The organism is Actinoplanes sichuanensis, from assembly GCF_033097365.1.
In the GTDB taxonomy this organism is placed as follows: domain Bacteria; phylum Actinomycetota; class Actinomycetes; order Mycobacteriales; family Micromonosporaceae; genus Actinoplanes; species Actinoplanes sichuanensis.
This window is the reverse complement of the sequence record NZ_AP028461.1, coordinates 1799627-1815446: the sequence shown is the minus strand read 5'-3', so window position 1 is coordinate 1815446 and position 15820 is coordinate 1799627. Positions and strand designations below refer to the sequence as shown.

General features: G+C 72.4%; 11 protein-coding genes. 4 read left to right on the top strand and 7 right to left on the bottom strand.

Going from position 1 to position 15820, the window contains the following annotated elements:
• Positions 1–3 precede the first annotated feature (3 nt).
• From Q0Z83_RS07880 to Q0Z83_RS07860, 5 genes are read right to left on the bottom strand one after another with little or no spacing between them, the layout of a single operon-like run.
• Positions 4–1797: a protein kinase domain-containing protein gene (locus Q0Z83_RS07880; protein WP_317793147.1), complete on the bottom strand. Its 1794-nt coding sequence runs from the start codon at positions 1795–1797 to the stop codon at positions 4–6.
• Positions 1794–3584 carry a vWA domain-containing protein gene (locus Q0Z83_RS07875; RefSeq protein WP_317793146.1) on the bottom strand — a complete coding sequence of 597 codons (1791 nt, stop codon included), beginning with the start codon at positions 3582–3584 and terminating at the stop codon, positions 1794–1796. The genes Q0Z83_RS07880 and Q0Z83_RS07875 overlap by 4 nt, the downstream gene beginning before the upstream one ends.
• Positions 3581–4879 carry a hypothetical protein gene (locus tag Q0Z83_RS07870; RefSeq protein WP_317793145.1) on the bottom strand — a complete coding sequence of 433 codons (1299 nt, stop codon included), beginning with the start codon at positions 4877–4879 and terminating at the stop codon, positions 3581–3583. The genes Q0Z83_RS07875 and Q0Z83_RS07870 overlap by 4 nt, the downstream gene beginning before the upstream one ends.
• Positions 4876–5946 (bottom strand): hypothetical protein, encoded by a 1071-nt coding sequence (locus tag Q0Z83_RS07865; RefSeq protein WP_317793144.1) that lies wholly within the window; start codon positions 5944–5946, stop codon positions 4876–4878. The genes Q0Z83_RS07870 and Q0Z83_RS07865 overlap by 4 nt, the downstream gene beginning before the upstream one ends.
• Before the next feature lie 59 nt (positions 5947–6005).
• Positions 6006–7094, bottom strand: coding sequence for a hypothetical protein (locus Q0Z83_RS07860; RefSeq protein ID WP_378078617.1), 1089 nt, complete (start codon positions 7092–7094; stop codon positions 6006–6008).
• A 190-nt stretch (positions 7095–7284) separates the two neighbouring features.
• On the opposite strand from Q0Z83_RS07860, the gene Q0Z83_RS07855 reads away from it, so the two are divergent.
• A complete protein-coding gene (locus tag Q0Z83_RS07855; protein WP_317793142.1) occupies positions 7285–8166 on the top strand; it encodes a hypothetical protein in 882 nt (293 codons plus the stop codon).
• A gap of 125 nt (positions 8167–8291) precedes the next feature.
• Positions 8292–8858, top strand: a complete 567-nt coding sequence (locus Q0Z83_RS07850; protein WP_317793141.1) for a GNAT family N-acetyltransferase — start codon at positions 8292–8294, stop codon at positions 8856–8858.
• Here the strand turns inward: Q0Z83_RS07850 and Q0Z83_RS07845 are convergent.
• A complete protein-coding gene (locus tag Q0Z83_RS07845; RefSeq protein ID WP_317793140.1) occupies positions 8853–9695 on the bottom strand; it encodes a LacI family DNA-binding transcriptional regulator in 843 nt (280 codons plus the stop codon). The genes Q0Z83_RS07850 and Q0Z83_RS07845 overlap by 6 nt on opposite strands.
• Complete coding sequence (locus Q0Z83_RS07840) at positions 9695–12163, bottom strand: glycoside hydrolase family 2 protein (protein ID WP_317793139.1); 2469 nt, start codon at positions 12161–12163, stop codon at positions 9695–9697. The genes Q0Z83_RS07845 and Q0Z83_RS07840 overlap by 1 nt, the downstream gene beginning before the upstream one ends.
• A gap of 109 nt (positions 12164–12272) precedes the next feature.
• Between Q0Z83_RS07840 and Q0Z83_RS07835 the strand changes: the two genes are divergently transcribed.
• Together Q0Z83_RS07835 and Q0Z83_RS07830 are read left to right on the top strand one after the other, a co-directional pair.
• Positions 12273–14405: an alpha-galactosidase gene (locus Q0Z83_RS07835; protein WP_317793138.1), complete on the top strand. Its 2133-nt coding sequence runs from the start codon at positions 12273–12275 to the stop codon at positions 14403–14405.
• Complete coding sequence (locus tag Q0Z83_RS07830; RefSeq protein WP_317793137.1) at positions 14402–15814, top strand: ROK family transcriptional regulator; 1413 nt, start codon at positions 14402–14404, stop codon at positions 15812–15814. The genes Q0Z83_RS07835 and Q0Z83_RS07830 overlap by 4 nt, the downstream gene beginning before the upstream one ends.
• The last annotated feature ends 6 nt before the right edge of the window (positions 15815–15820 follow it).

Here is a 15820-nt window from a genome sequence, read left to right as displayed (position 1 = left end):
CCGTCAGTCGCCGGGGGACTTCAGGAAATGGGCTCTCGGGGGCCAGCGGTCCGGGGCGTCCTCCTCGGCGAACAGGACCCGGCCCTCGGCCAGCGCGACCAACTGGACCCGCCAGCCGTAACCCTGGACCGCGGCCACCTGCTGGACCGGCTCCGGCCAGAGGCAGGTCCAGTCGCCCCGCTCGGGGCGGACCCACAGGCCGCTGTCGGCGGCCACCGCCAGCAGCAGACCGGTACGCAGGCACAGGCACGACACGTCACGAATGCCGGGACGGCCCGGGAGCGGGCGCCGGCCGGCCCGGTCGGCGGATGCCGGGTCGGTGATCTCGGTGAGTTCGGCCGCTCCGACCTGGGCGGCGATGAGGACCGGCTCGTCGTGGTTGTTCACGCACAGGGCGGCCGTGTCGACGTCGGCCAGACCGGCCGGGCGCAGGCCCCCGACCGGGCCGCACCGTACCTGTCCGGTGTGGTCCTCCACGGCGAGGTGGACGTCACCGGCCGGGCCGGACGCGACCGCCAGGACCCGGCGGGCACTCTCGGTCAGGTGCTCGACCGTCGGCTCCCCGTCGAGGCCCACGGTGAGCACGGTCAGGCCGGTAGCACCGGCGAGGTAGGCGCTCACCCCGCCGTCGGCCCTGGTCGCGGCCCGCAGCGGCCCGTGTGCGGTCACCCCGGGTAGGACTCGCCAGGTGCCGTCGACACGTACCGTGACACTTCGGTCGTTACCTCGGGCGAAGACCGCCACATCGCCGTTGCCTCGGCGGGCGAGCGCGATCGCCCGTACCCCCTGGGGTGCCGGAAGCGGCAGGTGGTCGAGCAGCGGCTGGTGACGGCTTCCGGCCTGGGCCACCGCGATGCGGCGGCCACCGGCCGCGGCGATCTGCGTGGTCCCGGTGGCGTCGACGGTCAGGGCCAGTTCTTCGAAACCGTCGGAGTGGTACGCGCCACCGATGAGCCGCCCCAGGTCGCGGGCCCACGCGCTGAGCCGGGGACGCTGCTCCGGCCGCGGATCCAGCAGGGCCGCCACGTGGTCGGCCAGGGCTTGCGGATACCCGTACCGGGGCAGCTGCCGGCGCACCGTGCGGGCCGCGTCCTGATGTGCCGGGTCGACCCCGGCGAGCAGGAAGTACGCGACCGTGCCGACCGCGTACCGGTCGATGGCCGGGTCGACACGGACACCGGGACGGCTGAGCTCGGGCGCCATGTACCCGCGGGTGCCGCCGGGCAGGACCGGGGTGGCGTCGGTGTGGGTGAGTCGGGTGAAGTCGATCAAACGTACCTCACCGTGTTCGACCATGATGTTGCCCGGTGTCAGGTCGCCGTGGACCATGCCCTCGTCGCCGAGGCTCTCCACGAGCGTGCAGATCTGGTCGAGGAGCCCTCGACAGGCGGCCACCTCGAAATGTCCGGTGCGCCAGCGGTCGAGGTCCTGACCGCCGTCGACCCAGCGGCTGACCATGTAGAGCGCGCGGCCGGCCGAGTCGTCCGGCCCGCCGCCGGTGTAGGGACGCGGCCCGGTGAACACACCGGCCGGGAAGACCACACCGGGCAGGTTCAGGGCACCGACCCGCATCATGGTCTGCTGCCAGCGGCGCATCCACTCGTTGAGCACGCGGCGGGGGTTGCGGTCGGGTGCGATGCGTTCCGGCAGCAGGATCTTGACCGCCCATCGGGCGGTGACGTCGTTGTCGGTGCGCTCGGCCTGCCAGACCTCACCCTCACCGCCGCTGCGAACGCGCCGGACCAGCCGGAACTCCCGGCGGCCGAGTGGCCCGTCGACCCACAGGGCGCCGCTCATGACCGGAACGAGAGGGTGCCGGTGCGTTCCAGCGCGCGGACGGCACCGCCGGTGACGGGACGGCGGGTGGTCGGCGCCCCGGCCGAGCGGGTCGGCAGTCTCCGCAGCCCGTCGTCGACGGCCCGCAGCTGCCGGCACAGCGTGCCGAGCACGGCGACGGCGACGTCCGGGATCTCCCGGGACGGGCACTGGCAGACCCGGGACACCTCGCTGAGGTCGCGTTCGGCGACGAGCGCCTGGTTGAGCCGCTTCATCAGAGCGGTCCACTCGCGTACACACGCGGCGTCCGAAGCCCCCGGCGGCAAGGGGCCGAGGCGCCGCAGGTGGCTGCTGAGCTGCCTGGTGAACTCCGCGATGTCGGCCGGCACATCCCGCAGCAGCAGATACTCGACCTGCGGCAGCACCCCACGCTGGAACAAGGCCCCGCCGAGCGCTTGCTGGCTGCGCTCGTTGACCGACCGGACCAGCCCGGCGAACTCGTCGGCGAGCTTGTCGCGGTCCGGCCCGGCCGCCCGGCGGACGGTCAGCTTCTGCAGCATCTTCCGGTCCAGGCGCAACGCCGGCAGTGCGGTCAGCCGGCCGGTCACCGGGTAGCGCAGGCCGGTGCCGACCTCGGAGAAGTAGTCGCCGACGTCGTCGACCCCGCCGATGGTGGGCCGTCCGCCACCGGCCGCGAGCAGCAGCTTCTGCAGCAGGCGATGGTCGGGGACGAGGCGGGCGTTGGGTTCGCAGCGCTTGTGGAACCACTCCTCGGTGCTGATTCCGACGGCGTGCAGCCGCACCTTCATGTCCCGGTGCAGGTGCTCCATCAGGCTGACCGGCTCGTCCAGCGCCCCGAACACCCGGCCGGTGTCCTCGGGGCGCCGCGGCGGACAGTCGGCACCGTCACTGACCAGCACGATGACCCGTTCGTTGGCGGGCCGTCCGTGCCGGTTGAGCAACTCGGCGGCGGCGTGCAGGGCGCGCTGGATGTCGGTGTGGCTGCCGGGCCGCGGCGCGAGCTGGTCGACGGCCTTGCGGAAACTCTCGGTGACCGCCTTCGGTGACGCCGAGTCCAGGGTGGCCATCCCACCGGCGGTCGGGAACCGGGTCCGCGCCTTCGAGTCGAACGCGAGCAGTGCCACCTGCGACGCCGGGCCGAGCGCCGCGGCCCGCACCGTGAGCAGCGCCCGCAACGACCGTTTCAGCACGTCGATGCGTTTGACGTACCCGCCGGACGGTTTCGGCACGTCGGCGACGTCCATCGATTCGCTGACGTCGGCGAGGATCACCATGTCGACGCCGGCGCGAGCGCCCGGCGCGAAGATCTCCACGGTGGTCTCCGGGCCGATCCGGACGATCGAGTCCCGGCCCGCGCCCCGGACCTCCTTGATCTCGTACGTCGACCCGCCGACCACCAGCGGCTCCCAGCCCCCGGGAGCGGGCGTGAGCAGCGCGCCGGCCAGCCCACCGGTGGCGATCTCCCGGGTCATCCGGTCCGGCGCGCGCACCGTGGCCGGTTCCAGCACCAGACCGCGCGCCTGCACCGCGGGCCGTTCCCGCAGCGTCCACCGGCCGCCGTCCAGACCGAGTTCGTCGTGCAGTTCCTGGGGCACCACGAGCGCCCCGTCCGGGACACCGTCATGACGGTGCACGTCGACGGCGACCGCGGTCCGTCGCCCGCCGTCGTCGACCTCCAGCAGGGCCGGCCCTTGCGGTCCTTTCCGAGACACCGCCAGTTGTACGGACACACCGGCGGCGATCGACGGCACGGCGACCGTGCGATGGGTGGTGGAGTCGACCTTCACCGGACGCCCCCGCTCCCCCGGTCCGGCAGGACCAGGATCTCGCTGCCTTTACGTTGCGTGAGGTCTCGGCTCATCGCGGACTGCCATTTCCGGAACAGGTCCCGCCGGTGGCGGGGCACGAGCAGGTACAACTGGCCGGGCCGGTCCTCGCCGCCGATCCGGCGGGGCGCGATGTACCCGCCGAGGCTCAGCTCCCCGGCCAGTCGGGCGCCGTCCCGGCCGCCCTGGGCCCGCAGCACCGCCCGGGCCTGGTCGAGCAGCTTCTCGCCGCTGCCGCGGACACTGTCGAGTTCCTCGATCTCGCGCTTCCACGGCCGCGGCAGACCCTTCTCGTCGCGCTGTCGCACGAACTGGCGTACCTTCTCGGCGCCCGGCCCGAAGGCGTCACCCGAGGTCTGCAGGGTCTTACGGATCCAGTGCGGGTCGTTGGCCTGGGTGAAGTGCTTGAAGTTACGCAGTGTGTAACCGACCGCCCGCAGGCTCGGCAGCGGGTCGGCGTTGCGGTCGCCCTGGTGCCGGGCGTAGGTGCCGCCGACGATCCGCCGGACCAGCTCGGCCGCCGGGACACCGCCGAGAGCCGTCTCGTGGCGGGCGCACAGGGCCAGGCCGAGACGTTCCGGGCCGAACACCTGCCAGCGGCGCAGATGCTCAGGACACAGCCGCCGGCCGCAGCCGCGCAGCCGGTCGTCGGTGAACTCGCAGCCCGCCGAGCCGACGTTGCCGCACTCGGTCATCGCGCAGTCCGGGAACAGCGTGCCGTGGCAGCCCGGGCAGTACCCCCACCCGGAACCCCCGGCCGGGTTGCGTCGGTGCTGGTCACAGTGTGTGGACTGACCCCGGCAGCCGGGGCCGGCGCAGCGGTAGGTGGCCGCCTTGCCGCACTCGACACAGGCCGGGCGGTGTTTCCGGCAGGTGCCGATCAGGGCGCCGTCGAGCACCTGGGCGTGGCCCGCGCACAGCCAGCCGGCGCTGTCACAGCCCGGGCAGCGGAAGACTCCCTCGCTCTGCGCCCCGGGAGCGGTGCAGGCCCGGCACGGGTGCTGCAGATGTGGTCTCTCCAGGACGTTCACCACCCGGACGGCGGTGTCCGGACGGATCACGGCGGCCGACTCGGCCCGGGCCAGGTGCACGGCCACCACACCGCGGGGCAGGGTCACCCGGCTGATCGGGCGGCGGCGCAGATCGGTGCCGTTCAGGGCTCGTTCCACCTGGTCCCAGAGGGCGGTCAGACCAGCCGGGTCACGGACTCGGTCCGGCCAGGACCGCAGGTCGAGGATCACGTCCACGGCTGTCATCGGCGCGCTCCGGCCGTACCCCTCGATGGTTCGACGCCTCCGCCGCGGGCCGCGATGACGCCCGCCCACCTCTCCACCAGCAACCAGGTGCGGCCCTCGGCCGCGCGGCGCGCGGCGGCGAGGCAGGGGCCGCCGGCCGTCGTGTCGGTGAGTGCGCGGCTGATCGTGTCCGGGTTGCCGGTCAGGACACTGTCGTCGTCGGCCAGGCGCTCGATCGGAGCCAGGATCGGAAACAGCTCCTCCGGCTGGGTGTCCAGATTGTCCAGCTCGATGGCCAGCACGTCGGCGAGCAGCCCGCGGGTACGGTGGCGCAGCGTGGACCCGACGTCGTCGGTCGGTCGGGCCCGCAGACCGCTGGCGACGGCACGGGCCCGGTTCTCGTCGACGACACGCTGCGGCACCGTCTCCACCGCGACGCCCTCCTGGACCAGCCGCCGGGCACGCAGCGCGAACGCGGCCAGCAGCAGGGCGTGCGCGCGGACCGCGGCCAGGGTGGCGGCGGCATCGACACACTGGACGGTCACGGTGGGTGTGCCGTCCGGTTCGGTGGACGGATGGACGTCGGTACGGTCGATCGCCTCGAAGCCCTCGACCCGGCGCAGGTGCGCCTCCAACAGGGTGCGGAACTCGGGGTCGGCGGCGTCCAGGTGCCGGGCGGCGACCTGGTCACGCGCCGCGCCCAGCCGTCGCGTACCGGTACCGGACCGGCCGGTCAGAGCGATCAGCACCGGTGAGTGTCGGCGGATCAGATTGCACAGCACGGTCTGCTCGGCGGCCGAACCCACCTCCAGCACATGCCGGTCCACGGCCGAGGCGATGCCGTTCACACCGGGCGGCAGCGGCCTACCCGGGGCCGCGGTCAGGGTGGCGGCCATCGCCCGCACCCAGTCCTGGCGGGCGGCGGGGCTGCCCAACCAGGTCATCGGCGGGCGCAGCACCGAGAGGCCCGCGGTCGTGGTCATCCCGACCGGACCCCGGGCCTTCCCGGTGGGTGCCGGGCCGTGCCAGCCGATCGCCTTCTCCACCCGCTGACGCAGGGCACCGACCAGGATCACACCGTTCAACATGTCTCGCTCTCCCCGCTCACGCGTTCCGGGTGGTCCGGCATGTCCCGCTCCCCTCCCGCTCAGGCGTTCCGGGTGGTCCGGTCGTCGGCGGACGGGCCCAGGGCGCCCCGGGCAGTCGGCACATACCGGCGGGCCGAGCGGACCAGGCACAGCGCGCCGGCCAGCACGATCCAGCCCTTGTCGCGGACGATGCGGGACTCGTCCGGGTCGAGGGTGTGCGACTGCCGGGTGCTGTCGTGCACTGTCGTCCGGCGCTTCCATCCCAGGTCGGTGGCGGTCAGCTCACCGTGCTCGTCCACGCTGAGCAGCACGTGCTGGCGGCTCACCGCGCGCGGCAGCTCGGTGTCGCCGAGCACGTCGGCCAGCAGGTCGAGGCTGATGCCGTTGGCGCTCAGGCCCCGGCCGACCACCACCGGGTCGCCGGCCTCGACCAGGAAGCGGTGCCAGACGACGGTACGATCCAGGTCGGTGACCTTGATCTCGGCCCAGGCGTCGCGGGGCTGTCGATCCTTCAGCGGGCCGCCGCACTCCCAGCACCTCGGGCGGCCGTCACGACCCGGGACCGGGATCATCTGCCGTTCCCAGTCCGGGTTGCGGGCCGTCCAGCAGGCCGGCTCGTGGCACTGCCAGCGGAACTTGAACCACTCCAGCCGGTGGTCGTGGCGGTCCGCGGAGAAGCCGAACCCGCGCAGGTAGTCGGTCTCCTCGCTGTAGGTCTTGACGTGGTCGGCCTCGGGCTTCACCCCGGACGGCACGAACCGCATCGCGTCGCCGGTCAGCTTCGGTATCAGGAACCGGTCCGGGTACCGCTCGATCCAGCGGGCGCTGCGCCGATGACCGCGGAACAGATCGCCACTCAGCACGAAGCGCTGTTCGGCGGCGGCCCGATCGAGAATCTCCGGATCGGCGTACGACTCGATTCTGAAATCGAATTCACGAATGAGGGAATCCCATTCGTCGGACGCCCGACAATCGTCGAAACGGTGGCGCAGACTGCGGTCGGCGACGAAGGTGAGATCGGCTGACCGGCCGTGCTGGCGGCGCCACTCGGCGACCACCCGGCGCAGCCTGGAGGCCGACGGGCGGCCCCCGGAACGGCCCTGCACCGGCAGGTCCCGCATCCGGCACACATTGGATGCGTCGATCACCACGCGCCCACGGATCGCCGGTCGCACCGTCTCTTCGGTCTTCTCTGCCACACCTTCCTCGGCCACGTCGCAGAACAGTAGTTCAGAACGGGCGTCGGGCGCGGTCACTCATTCGCAGCAATCATTCATCCGCACGGGTCATACATTTCCATTCACCGAACCGGCATCATTAGGCTCCGCTGTCGTGCCCGTGAAAGCTGCATCCCCAGGCGTGGCCGGCTGCCTGTCGTTGGTCGGTCTCTGCCTGTCACCGGTGGTCGGGTCGACGCTGGCGATGCCGGCCACGGCGCTGTACGTCTCCCGGCACCATCCCGCCGAGCTGGCGAAATCCGACCACTGGCTGCTGTTCGCCTGTCTGGCCCTGCCGCTCGCCGGGTTGATCGCCCTCTGGACCGCCCGCAACCGGGGCAGACTCCCCCTGACCGTCACCGTCCGCACGGTCACGCTGCTCCTGGCCGCCTTCGTCGTGACAACGTGGACGCTGGAGCACTACGTGGTCCCGGTCGAGTTGCTCAGCTTCGTGCCGATCCTCACCGGGTGGGGTGCGATCCTGGTCCTGCTGATGCTGATTCCGCTGCTGAACCGGGCGTTTCCGGCGCCGCTGCGGGAACGCCCGGCACCGACCACCCGACCGGCATCCCGGTCCCGCTCATCCACCGGCGACCAGCGTCACCGCTCCCGCCGCACCGACTCCCCTCGACGCTCGCCGTCGCCGCGCCGCTCGACTTCCGCCGGCCGCCGCGACGGCCGAGCCGGGTATCGCTCCCGCGACGGCCGGCCTGAATACCGGTCCCGCGACGCCCGGACCGAAAATCGCTCCCGCGACGGGAGGGCCCAGAACCGGTCCCGCGACGGGCAACCGGAATACCGGTCCCGCGACGGGCAACCGGAATACCGGAAGGAGCGCCCGGAGCCCCGGCCGGGTGACGGTGCACCTCGATACCGCAACGAGTCCGTCGGTCGCCCGCCGCAGCAGCCCCGCCAGGGCGACGGCAAACCCCGGTACCGCGCCGAGCCGCCCCCACCGCGCCGCCCGTCCGGCGACGGCAAGCCCGTCTACCGGGACGACTGACACCCGAGATCTCGATCCGGCCGGTCACCAGGGCTGCGTCGAAGCCCCCGGCCGTCGAACTGATCGGTTTGCGCCACGGGTGACAGCATGAGGAGGCTGTCACCGACTCGAAGGGCGTCACGTCCATGATCACCGATATCGCCGCGCTCGCCGCCGACCCGTCGCCGCTCGCTCGGACGATCACCGTGGACGGTGCCGGGTTGAGCATTCGCGCGCTGCTCCCCGGAGACGGCGAGGCCCTGGTGGCGTTCCTGGCCGGGCTGTCCGGGACGAGCCGCCGGTTCTGGCACGGTGACACCGACCACGAGGTCGCGGCGGCGGGCTGGATCGAGGCGATCGGCCGTTACGACAAGCTGCGGCTGGTCGCCGTCGACCGGGTCGGCCTGGCCGGGGTCGTCGATCTGAGCCTGTCGCTGCCCGAGGGACACGAGATCACCCGGTACGCCGAGCACGGCATCCACCTCGACCCGGAGCGCACGGCCCGGTTCGGCCCGTGTGTGGCCGACCGGTGGCAGGGCCGTGGACTGGCCGACGCCCTGATCCCCCCGGCCTGGGAGGCGATCCGCCGGCTCGGCCGGGACGTGGTGGTGCTGTTCGGTGGGGTGCACGAGGACAACGCGCGGGCCCGGCGGTTCTACCGGCGGCACGGGTTCACCGAGGTGGGCGCCCTGGACATGTGGCGCCGGCTATGACGGGGCGGGGCCGGTGCTCTCCCGGCGCAGGACGCGGATCGGCGGGCCCGGATATTCGGCCGGTTCCGCCCCGTCGAGGGCGGCGACCACCGCCCGGCCGACGGTGATCCCGTGTTCGTGCACGTCGATGCTGAGCGCCGACAACGGCGGCACGGCCAGTTCACACAGTGGCGAATCATCGTGCACCAGCAGGCTGACCCCGCCCGGAACACCGATCCCGGCCCGGATCAGTTCCTGTTCGGCGGCCACCGCCATCACGTCGTTGTCGAAGACGACCGCGGTCGGCGGTGGGTCCGCTTCGAGGAGGGCGCGCACTCCCCGTACCCCCGCCTCGGGTCCGTAGTCTCCTTCGACGATGTGCACCCGGACGTCGTGGTCGGCGGCCGCCGCATGCATGCCCGTGGTCCGTTCGGCGGTGTGCACCAGGTCGGCCGGACCGCTGACCCGGCCGATGACGCGGTGCCCGAGCCCGGCCAGCATCTCGACGGCGATGGTGGCGGCGCCCGCGTCGTCGGTGACGACCCGCCCGAACGTGGGGGCGTCGGCTCGTCCGGCGAGCACGGCCGGCAGCCCGAGCGCGGCGAGGTGGCCGGGACGGGTGTCGCCGTGCACGAGGTTGACGACCACGACCGCCTGCACGGTGTGGTCGCCGGCCCACCGCCGGTAGGTGTCGAGTTCGGCGTCGAGGTCGGGCACGACCAGGAGCAGGACGGTGACGCCGTGCGGGGACAGCGCCTCCTCCATCCCCGCGATCAGCTCCATGATGAACGGTTCGACGCCGATCCGGGCGGTGCTGCCGGTGAGGACGAGCCCGATCAGGCCACCCGGTGCGGGCATCAGCCGACCTTGGCCGGCAGGGTGAGCGCGTTCGCCGAGCGCAGCACCTCGGGTGCGCTGAAGGCCTCGCCGTCGACGGTGGCCGCGGTGCGGACGGTGAACGTGTGGGTCTCGCCGGGCAGCAGGTCGATCAGCATGTCGTCGACGACGGCGTCGGGCGCGACCCGGTCGGCGAGCAGCGCGATGTCGCGGGCGAACGATGCGGCGGTCACGGTCACCGAGTATCCGCCCTCGATCGCGACGGTGTGCGCCCGGACCGCGGCCGGGTCGTAGTGCAGGTCTTTGTCCTCGGCGAACAGGTGGATCGCGCGCAGCCCACCGGCGTCGGCGACCAGCACCTCACGATCGGTTTCGGACACCGCGAGCAGTTCGGCGTCGAGTTCGATCAGCGCCACCGACCTCGGCGCGACGTCGACATCCACGGCGGTCTCGAACTGGACGGCGCCGTCGAACCGGACGCGCCGCAGGCGGGCGCCTTCGCGCCAGGGTTCCGCACGGTCGTTGATCACGGCCAGGACGATCCGTCCGTCCCGCTCCCGGATCGAGAGCAGGACCGGGTGGTACGCCCGACGCAGCGCGAACCACGAGGGTTTGAGTCGCCCGGCCCCGTCCACGACGGCCCACGAGGTGACCGGCCAGCAGTCGTTGAGCTGCCAGATGACGCTGCCCATGGTGCGTGGGGCGTGGCTGCGCAGGTGCTCGACCGCGTAGGTGGTGGCGCGGGCCTGGTTGAGCTGGGTGGCCCAGTGCCAGTCCCCGAAGTCGGTCGGCACCCGCATGTGGTGGGCGAGCCCGCGGTCGAGTTTGCCGTTGCCGTCCTCCGCCTTCTGGTGCAGCAGGAACACCGGTGATTCCTTGCGCAGGTCCTCCGGGGCGATCGCCGAGGTCAGGGTGGCCCAGGTGGGTGGCGCCTGCCAGCCGAACTCGGAGCAGAACCGCGGCACGAAGTTCGCGTGGTGGGTGTAGTCCTCCCGGTTCCAGGCGTCCCACTCGTGCCGTGTGCCGTACCGGTCGTCGTTGGGGTGCACGGTCTCCGGATCGTGACCGGGGCTGGACGGGCTGCCCGGGTGGTAGGGCCGGGACGGGTCGAGCTCGGCCAGCAGCGCCGGGAAGTCCTCGTAGTAGTAGCGGGCGCCCCAGGTGGCGCCGTTCAACTCGGCCTTCCAGTCCCAGTCCTCGTGGCCCCAGATGTTCTCGTTGCCGCCGTTCCACAGGATCAGCGACGGGTGCGGGGCGAGGCGGGCCACATTTTCCCGGGCCTCGGCGAGGATCTCCGACCGGATCGGGTCCTCCTCGCTGTACGCGGCGCAGGCCAGCGGGAAGTCCTGCCAGACCAGCACGCCACGCTCGTCGCAGACCTGGTAGAACTCGTCGGACTCCCAGATGCCGCCGCCCCAGATCCGCAGCAGGTTCGCGTTCGCGGCGACGGCCCGGTCGACCGCGGCTTCCAGATCGGCGCGGGTGATCCGGGTCAGGAGGTGGTCCTCGGGGATCCAGTTCAGGCCGCGGACGAAGATCTCCCGCTCGTTGACGACCAGGGTGAACCGGCTGCCGTACGCATCGGGGGTCTCGTCGAGGCGAACGGACCGGAAACCGACCCGGGTGGCGTAGGTGTCGAGTGTCTCCGATCCGCTGGAGAGGGTGACGGCGACGTCGGTGAGCGGTTGGTCACCGTGGCCGGTCGGCCACCAGACCGGTGCGCCGGGGACTTCCAATTCCAGGACGGTACGGTCGGAGCCGGGCGCGATGACGGCCTCGGCGCGCAGAAAACCGGCCGTCAGCTCGACGCGGAGTTGCTCCTCGGCGGCGCGTTCGACGGTGACGTGCACGGTCAGCCGGCCGGTGCGCCCGTCACTGTCGAGGGTGGCCAGCGGGCGGACCTCGGCGAGCCGGGCGGTGTGCCAGCGCTCCAGGCGCACGCCCTTCCAGATGCCGGCGGTCTGCAGGTCGGGGCCCCAGTCCCAGCCGAACGAGCAGGCCATCTTGCGGACCGCGTTGAACGGGTGCGGGTACGGCCGGGGGCGGCTGCCGAGCTGCTGCTCGATCCGCTCGGCGTACTCCAGGGCCGAGTCGAAGCGGATGCCGAGCGGAACGTCGCCGCCGGTCACCAGGTGCCGCACGTCGAACCGGTATCCGCGGTGCATGTTGGCGGTGCGACCCAGTTCCTCGTCGCCGAGGGTGATGGTGGCGACCGTGTCGAGGCCGTCGAACACCAGGTCGAGGCGCTCGCCGGGCCCGGCCGGGGCGGCGGTGACCGTGGTGTCGTAACGCCAGGCGCTGCGGTGGAACCAGCTCAGGTCGGCCTCGTTGCCACCCAGATACGGGTCGGGGATCAGACCGGCGTCGAGCAGGTCGGTGTGCACGGTGCCGGGGACGGTTGCGGGCACCGGGGCGGCGGCGATCTCCGGCGGGACCGGTCCACCGGCGGCCCGGACGGTCCAGCCGGTGTGCAGGTCGGTCTTGAGCATGTCGGGAGACTCCCTGTCGAGTGGGGTTCGGGGGTTGCCGCCGCGCCGGGGCCACCCCATTCTTAAGCAACTGAACGAAGTCCGTCAACGCTGGTGGAGCGGAGGTACGGTGGCCGATTTCGCCCATCTGAGCAGGGACGGTGTGAGTGTGGTGCTGGACTGTCGGGGTCCGGCACTGCCGGCGATCGTGCACTGGGGAGCGGCACTCGGTCGCGTCGACCTCGACTCGCTGGCGCTGGCGGCGGCGCCCCAGCCGATCGGGTTCTCGGTGGACGGGACGGTCCGCATCTCGATCCTGCCGGAGCAGTCGGCCGGATGGCTGGGGCTGCCCGGACTCGCCGGACACCGGGATGGCCGTGCATGGTCCAGCGCATTCGTGGTGTCCGGCATCGATCAGGTTGGCGTAGCCGTACAAATCAATGGGTTTGATCGGGAAGCGGGCCTGGACCTGACCGTCGACCTGGAGTTGCTGCCCGGTGGGGTGTTGCGCGCTCGCGCGCGGCTGACCAGTGTGGCGCCGGGGACGTACTGGCTTCAGCAGTTGATGGTTTTTCTGCCGGTTCCGGATTCGGCGGTGGAATTGCTGGATTTCACCGGCCACCATCTGCGGGAGCGGGCGCCACAGCGGACCGCGTTCACGCACGGGCTGCGGGTGCGGGAGAACCGGACCGGGCGGACCGGATACGACTCCGCGTATGTGCTGTGCGCCGGGACGGCCGGCTTCGCCAATCGGTCCGGGCAGGTCTGGGGCGTGCATACGGCGTTCTCCGGTGGGGCCCGGACGGTTGCCGAGCGTGACTATCACGGGCATGCGGCGCTGGGTGGTGGCGAGTTGCTGCTGCCGGGTGAGGTGGGGCTCGGTGCGGGTGAGTCGTACACCTCGCCGTGGGTCTACGGGGTGTACGGGACGGACGGGCTCGACTCGATCGCCGACCGTTTCCACACCTATCTACGGTCTCGCCCGCATCATCCCACCCGCCCGCGGCCCGTCGTCGTCAACACGTGGGAGGCCGTCTACTTCGATCACGATCTCGACCGGCTGACCGCCTTGGCCCAGGCCGCGGCGGAGGTCGGGGCGGAACGGTTCGTGCTCGACGACGGCTGGTTCGGGTCTCGGCGCGACGACACCTCCGGGCTCGGCGACTGGACGGTTTCGGCCGACGTGTGGCCGGACGGGCTCGGGCCGCTGATCCGGGTGGTCCGGTCGCTGGGGATGGAGTTCGGGCTGTGGGTCGAACCGGAGATGGTCAACCCGGACTCGGACCTGGCCCGGGCCCACCCGGACTGGATCATGGGCGTTGGTCACCGTCGGCCACCGGCGGCGCGGTCGCAGCAGGTTCTGGACCTGCACAACGCCGACGCGTTCAACCATGTGCTCGAGCACCTCGACGCCCTGCTGACCGAGAATGACATCGCCTATCTCAAGTGGGACCACAACCGGGATCTGGTCGAGGCCGGACATCCCGGAAGCGGGCGGGCCGGGGTGCGTGACCAGACGCTCGCCGTCTATCGACTGCTGGACGAGCTGCGGACGCGGCATCCCGAGGTGGAGATCGAGTCGTGCTCGTCCGGGGGTGGGCGGGTCGATCTGGAGATCCTGGAGCGGACCGACCGGGTGTGGGCGTCCGACTGCATCGACGCACACGAGCGGGTGATGATCCAGCGCTGGACGTCGTTGCTGGTACCGCTAGAGTTGATCGGTTCGCACGTGGGGGCACCCACGTCGCACACCACACACCGGACACTGCCGTTGTCGGTACGAGCCGCCTCCGCCGTTTTCGGACACTTCGGTATCGAGTGGGATCTGTCGCTCACCTCGCCGGAGGAGCGGGACGAAATGACGGCCTGGGTCGCGCTCTACAAATCGGTCCGCGGGCTGCTGCACACCGGGACGCTCGTGCACGGTGACGTGGCCGATCCCGCCTACTCGGTCACCGGAGTGGTCGGACCCGAGGACGCGCTGTTCGCCCTGACCGCGACGGCGACGAGTGTGTCGTACCCACCGGGTGTGGTGACCCTGCCCGGCCTCGATCCGGACCGCGTCTATCACGTCCGCCCGCAGCCACCGGGCGACGTCCCCGACGGCAACGCCGCAGCCTGGGGCGCTGCGCTACCCTGGTGCACGCCGCACGGCGTCCGCCTCAGCGGGCGCGCGCTGGGCGCCTCCGGGCTCCGGCCGCCGGTGCTCTATCCCGACCGTGTCCTGCTCGTCCGTGTGACCCCGACCGAGGTGGCTGAGTGAGGGAAGCGGTCGGCGAGCCGGCACCGAGCCGCCCGGGCCGAGGCCGCCGGCCCGCCGCACGCGAGAGCATCCTCGACGCCATCCGGGCTTCCGAGCAACTCAGCCGGGTCGAGCTCGCCGCCGTGACGGGCCTGACCGAGGCCGCCGTGTCGATGACCGTCCGCCGCCTGTTGGACGAGGGCCTCGTCGTCGAGACCGGCCGCACCCCGACCGGCGGCAAACCGCGCACCCTGCTGCGCCTCGACCCGGCCGCCCGGCTGGCCGTCGGCGTCCACCTCGACCGGGACGTGACCACCTTCGTCCTGACCGGCCAGACCGGCGGCGTGATCTCCCGTCTGACCCGCCCCGCTCCGTCCGCCCCCACCGTTCCCCCGCAACTCCCCGTCGCCTCCCCGGCCTCATCCGCCATCGTGTCGCCGGCCCCGCCTGCCGCCGCCTCGGCCTCATCCGCCATCGTGTCGCCGGCCCCGCCTGCCGCCGCCTCGGCCTCATCCGCCATCGTGTCGCCGGCCTCGCCTGCCGCCGCCTCCCTGGTCTTGTCTTCCACCCCCGCCGGTGGTGACCTGCTCGCCCATCTCGTCGAGGGGATCGGCACGCTGCTCGCCGGGTCCGGCGTGGATCATGCGCGGTGCCTCGGCATCGGCGTCGTCTGGCCGGCCCCGGCCGGCGGCCTGCCACCCGGCTGGGACTCCCCACCGCACCTGCGCGACTGGGACGCCGACCGACTCGGCCGCCGCCTGGCCGACGAGACCGGCTGGCCGGTGCTGGTCGAGAACGACGCGACCGCCGCGGCGGTGGGCGAATACTGGGTGGCCCGCGTCGGCCCGGAACGCGCCTTCGCCGCCCTCTACATGGGCAGCGGGATCGGCGCCGGCATCGTCGCCGACGGCCGGGCCCTGCGCGGCGGGCGCGGCGCGGCCGGCGAATTCGGGCACATCTGCGTCGAGGTCGACGGCCCACCCTGCTGGTGCGGAAGCCGCGGCTGCCTGGAGGCCCTGGCCGGGCCACGCACTGTGGTGGTCGCCGCCCGCTCCGACCCGACCGCGCTGGCCGAGACGGGCCTGGGCGACGCGACCGGCCGCGGCGTCGCCGCCGACTTCGCCGCGGTGGCCCGGGCCGCGCGGGCCGGTGCACCCCATTGCCTGGCCCTGCTGCAGAATTCCGCGCGGTACGTGGCAGCCGCCGCCGAATCGGTGGTGAACCTCCTGGACGTGGACCTGGTGGTGCTGACCGGCCCCGGTTTCGCCGCGGCGTCCTTCGTCTACGGTCCGGCGATCATGCGCCGGGTCGCCCCCGCCGACACCAAGACGTGGCGCCGATCAGTGACGGTCACCGTCTCACTGGCCGCCGCCACCGCCTCGGCCACCGGCGCCGCCGCCCTGGTCCTGCAGTCCCACCTGCGCCGCTGATGGGCA

Coding starts and splice junctions, on each gene's coding strand:
- Q0Z83_RS07880 (WP_317793147.1), bottom strand. CDS start 1,797: ATGAGCGGCGCCCTGTGGGTCGACGGGCCACTCGGCCGCCGGGAGTTC.
- Q0Z83_RS07870 (WP_317793145.1), bottom strand. CDS start 4,879: ATGACAGCCGTGGACGTGATCCTCGACCTGCGGTCCTGGCCGGACCGA.
- Q0Z83_RS07865 (WP_317793144.1), bottom strand. CDS start 5,946: ATGTTGAACGGTGTGATCCTGGTCGGTGCCCTGCGTCAGCGGGTGGAG.
- Q0Z83_RS07850 (WP_317793141.1), top strand. CDS start 8,292: ATGATCACCGATATCGCCGCGCTCGCCGCCGACCCGTCGCCGCTCGCT.
- Q0Z83_RS07845 (WP_317793140.1), bottom strand. CDS start 9,695: ATGCCCGCACCGGGTGGCCTGATCGGGCTCGTCCTCACCGGCAGCACC.
- Q0Z83_RS07840 (WP_317793139.1), bottom strand. CDS start 12,163: ATGCTCAAGACCGACCTGCACACCGGCTGGACCGTCCGGGCCGCCGGT.